Source organism: Luethyella okanaganae, assembly GCF_042660285.1.
GTDB lineage: Bacteria > Actinomycetota > Actinomycetes > Actinomycetales > Microbacteriaceae > Luethyella > Luethyella okanaganae.
Genome location: NZ_JBHSTP010000006.1, coordinates 1 through 3,776, shown reverse-complemented (window position 1 = coordinate 3,776; position 3,776 = coordinate 1). Strand labels below are relative to the sequence as shown.

Genomic DNA, 3,776 nt, shown 5'->3' with positions numbered 1-3,776 from the left:
TGCTCAGAAGACGTTCGTCGAACGGCTCATCGCTGAGGCCAGGGATTCGGGAGCCGAGGTGCGCGAGTTCGGCGAGCTGCCCGCCGATCTCGCGCTGAAGGACGGCAACTTCGTTCGCCCCGCCCTGGTCGTCGATCCAGACCCGCTCCTCGGCGTGGTCGTGGAGGAGCAGTTCGGCCCTGTCGTTCCCGTGATCCCCTTCGACACCGAGGAGGAGGTGATCCGGCTCGCGAACGGCAACTGGGCGGGACTGGGCGCGTCGGTGTGGACGGCCGACGCCGAGGCGGCGCGACGCATCGGCTCGCAGATGGTCTGCGGGTACGTCTGGGTGAACGATCACGGCGCCCCGCGCCTCGACCTGCGCGCGCCCTTCGGCGGCATGAAACAATCGGGCATCGGCCGCGAACAGGGCATCGAGGGCGTCCGCGCCTTTCAGGACACCCGCTCCATCGCCACGATCGACCCCGTCGCGCTCGCCGTTGCCGAGCATTGACCGCCGACGCTCTGGACCTATCGTCGGCACATAGGAGAGTGGAGAGATGAGCACATCCGAGCCGCGGTTCACGACGTTGCAGCAACCGCTCACGCGAACGGACATCGTCACGGAGGCCCTGCCGGGCGCTCTCGACGACGGCGCGTTCACACCCCGTCACCTCGCGCTGCTCTCCAATGCGCTCGTCTGGGCTCAGTCGCAGGCCTTCAGGCAGGAGTTCGCTCTCGCGACGAACGAATGGCGTGTGCTCTCGGCCCTCGCATCGCGGCCTGGCCAGTCGGCGACCGAGATATCCGAGTCGCTCTCCGCGAACAAGGCCGTCATCTCGGCGAGCGTCAACACGCTGGCCGCCCGCGGTCTGCTCGTGCTCGTCGATGGTGCTCGGCGTTCACGCGCCCTCTACCTCACGGGCGATGGCGCCGAGATGCACGATCGGATGGCCCCGATCGCGATGCGGGGACAGCGACTCATCGAAGAGGAGCTGGGGCCGGCCGAGCTCTCGGAGCTCAACGCCCTCCTGCAGCGCCTGACCGAGCGGGCGCGACGGCTGAACGATCGCGCGCGGTGATCCCCGCGCCGGAACGTGGCAGGGCGTCGCCGCTCATGCCGTGTCGGCCATGACGACGCATGCTGCCTGCCCGACCGGCGAGTCACCATCCTTCCGAAAAGGAGATGCATCGCGGATCCCGGAGTCAACGCCCACCGCGAAAACTGCCCAGGCTCATCGCCTTCCGCGATCCGCGAGGACGAGCGCGAGCGCACCGAGCCCTACCGCAGAGCCGACTCGCACAATGCCGTCCAACATTGCAAGCGCGACGATTGGGGGCAGGGTCTCCGGCGAGACAATGCCCGAACCTACCTGTTGAAGCACCCATAGAAGGGATACCGCCCCCAAAGCCCATGCCGGCGCCCATGCCCACGGCGCGGGAACCACGCCGGCACGGCCAATCTGGACAACCGCAACAAGAGCAAAGATGAATTGGGCGAGCGCATCCCCATAGCCGAACGTGAGATCAGGTGAGAAAAAGACACCGATAATAGCGCTCACCGCGATCCAAACCGCCAACGCTGTCATAGCCGCGGTGCCTAAAGGACGACGGGCGGTAACGCTACCTGCCCCTCGAAGCCCAATGGCAAAGACGAGCAAGGAAGCGGAGTACATCGCCGTACCGACAAAGCTCCACCCCACCAAAAGCGACTCGACAGGCCGAGCGGATGCAGACACGACCACCGATCCGAGAAGCAACGCACCGCCGAGATACCACGTGCGCCGTGTATCTAACCCAGCCTCACTCGTGATCTGCTGGTCAGCCATGCCGGCTTACTGTACCGGGTCTGCTGGATGGATGGGTGGCGTTTGGTCTGGTTTGCCTGGGAGGGTTGGCTTGGAAGGATGTCATTGTGCCCAAGTTTTAGCCGAGTGAGTTTCGTCATTGAACCGCCTCGGCGTGTTCGGAGGGTGGTGTTCTGGTTTCAGCTGGCCGGTTCGAGGTTTGCTGGTTGAGCGTAGCTGGTCTGCTCGAGTTCGATCGGGGTGAGGTTGTCGATGGACTCGTGGGTGCGCTCGGTGTTGAACCAGTGCACCCGGTCGAGGGTTGCGACTTCGACTTGGTCGATGGTCCGGCAGGGTCCGCTGGGACGGATCGGCTCGGTCTTGTACAGGCCGATCTGGGACTCGGTGAGGGCGTGTCGGCCGAGGCCGCCGAGGTCGCCTACGAGCGCTCTCGGTACTGCTATGCGCTATCGGTGTGCGGGGAGCCTTCGACCGCGTGAGTAGCGCACGGTCGGTGCCCGTCGATGCGAGGTATCCAGCTACGCGAAGGTGAGACGAGCCAACGCAATACCTATAGACTTTACCTATTTACATAGGTAAAATAGAGACTCCGTGGTGTGATGAGGCGTCGCGGCTGAGAGCGGAGAGGACCTCGATCAGTGGCACGAAGCCCGATGCTCCTGTCTCGGCACGCCGTCTCCACTCCGGTCGATCGCGCCTGCCTCGATCGGGTGTGGCGTAACTTCGCACTCGACGCGCTCCAGAAAGACGCCACATGAGCACGCTGGATCTCGCCCAGCGGACGGCACAACGCGACAGGACGCGTGCGATCGCCGCGGTGAGGGAGCTGCTTCTCGCCGTGGGCGAGGACGCCGATCGCGTCGGGCTCCAGAGAACGCCGGAGAGGTTCGCCGATCTGATGATCGACATGCTCTCATGCGTCGGAGTCGACCCCGTCTCGGCGATGGGCGCTCCCGTCCCGCTGGAAGACGGCGAGACGGCAGGTGAGCTGGTCTCGGTGACGGGGATTCCCTTCCGCACTCTCTGCGAACACCACCTCGTCCCCTTCGAAGGCGAAGCCGATGTCTCGTACTTCCCACGCGCCCGCCTCGCCGGGTTCAGTCGCATCGCGCGTGTGGTGAACGTTGCCGCCGCCCGGCCGCAGTTGCAGGAACGGCTTGGCCAGCAGGTCGCACTGGCCGTCCACCAGGCCCTCGAGCCGCACGGCGTCGTCGTACGCTTGGAAGCGTCACATGGTTGCATGAGCCATCTGGAACCTCACGCGACCGGAGCGCGGATCGTCACGATCGCCACAGCGGGCATCGTGACCGACGCCGCTTTGGCGTTGACTCTGGCCGGGCGCGGTAGAGCCTGATACGGGGGCCGCCTGACGCGGCCTCCTGTGGCTCGGCGTGTGACCGGCAGGGCTCGGCGTGGTTGAACGCGGCAGGGCGTGTGGGTGACGTGGCAGGATCCGGACGCGCGAGGCTTCCGGATCCTGCCCTGCGGAGATCATCCCGTCAGTGCGCCATTGTCGCGAGGGCCTCTGGGTCGATGGTGGCGATGGAGCGGGTGTCCTGAAAGGCACGGATGCCGTCGATGCCCTGTTCGCGGCCGATGCCGGATTGTTTCATGCCGCCGAACGGGGCCCGGAGGTCGAGGCGGGTTGCCCCGTGGTCGTTGATCCAGACGTAGCCGCAGACCAGTTGCGATCCGACCCGCGACGCCGACTCGGGCGACGCTGTCCAGACGGATCCGCAGAGGCCGCCCCAGGTGTCGTTCGCGAGGGCGACGGCTTCGTCTTCGGTGTCGAAGGGGATGATCGGGATGACGGGACCGAATTGCTCCTGAGTGACCACGCGCAGCGACGGCTCGGGGTCGACGACGATCGCGGGGCGGACGAAGTTGCCGCCGGCCAGGTCGCCGTCGGGGAGGGTGCCGAACTCGCGGACGTCGGCTCCAGAGTCTTTCGCCTCCTGGATGATCTCGTCCACGAAGGCCTTCTGCACC

Annotated in this window: 6 protein-coding genes; 3 read left to right on the top strand and 3 right to left on the bottom strand. The window is 65.9% G+C overall.

Annotation, left to right across the window (positions count from 1 at the left end; genetic code table 11):
• A partial coding sequence (locus tag ACFQB0_RS15370) for an aldehyde dehydrogenase family protein (protein WP_386733311.1) occupies window positions 1-493 on the top strand: 493 nt, incomplete at its 5' end.
• Window positions 494-539: 46 nt separating this feature from the next.
• Window positions 540-1,061: a MarR family winged helix-turn-helix transcriptional regulator gene (locus ACFQB0_RS15365; protein WP_386733310.1), complete on the top strand. Its 522-nt coding sequence runs from the start codon at window positions 540-542 to the stop codon at window positions 1,059-1,061.
• A 153-nt stretch (window positions 1,062-1,214) separates the two neighbouring features.
• Here the strand turns inward: ACFQB0_RS15365 and ACFQB0_RS15360 are convergent, their stop codons facing one another.
• Together ACFQB0_RS15360 and ACFQB0_RS15355 are read right to left on the bottom strand one after the other, a co-directional pair.
• Window positions 1,215-1,808, bottom strand: a complete 594-nt coding sequence (locus ACFQB0_RS15360; protein ID WP_386733309.1) for a hypothetical protein — start codon at window positions 1,806-1,808, stop codon at window positions 1,215-1,217.
• 158 nt (window positions 1,809-1,966) lie between these two features.
• On the bottom strand, window positions 1,967-2,230 hold the full coding sequence (locus ACFQB0_RS15355; protein ID WP_386733312.1) for an integrase core domain-containing protein: 264 nt from the start codon (window positions 2,228-2,230) through the stop codon (window positions 1,967-1,969).
• A gap of 311 nt (window positions 2,231-2,541) precedes the next feature.
• Here ACFQB0_RS15355 and folE point away from each other — a divergent pair, with 311 nt between their 5' ends.
• Entirely contained in the window at window positions 2,542-3,141 is a 600-nt protein-coding gene (folE, locus tag ACFQB0_RS15350; protein WP_386733308.1) for a GTP cyclohydrolase I, read from the top strand.
• A gap of 145 nt (window positions 3,142-3,286) precedes the next feature.
• On the opposite strand, the gene ACFQB0_RS15345 is transcribed toward folE, so the two are convergent.
• Window positions 3,287-3,776, bottom strand: a 490-nt coding sequence (locus ACFQB0_RS15345) for an aldehyde dehydrogenase family protein (protein WP_386733307.1), incomplete at its 5' end; no start/stop codon positions are given.

What these genes read in the sequence shown, in the direction of transcription:
- ACFQB0_RS15365 (WP_386733310.1), top strand. Translation starts at nt 540, where the DNA reads ATGAGCACATCCGAGCCGCGGTTCACGACGTTGCAGCAACCGCTCACG.
- ACFQB0_RS15360 (WP_386733309.1), bottom strand. Translation starts at nt 1,808, where the DNA reads ATGGCTGACCAGCAGATCACGAGTGAGGCTGGGTTAGATACACGGCGC.
- folE (WP_386733308.1), top strand. Translation starts at nt 2,542, where the DNA reads ATGAGCACGCTGGATCTCGCCCAGCGGACGGCACAACGCGACAGGACG.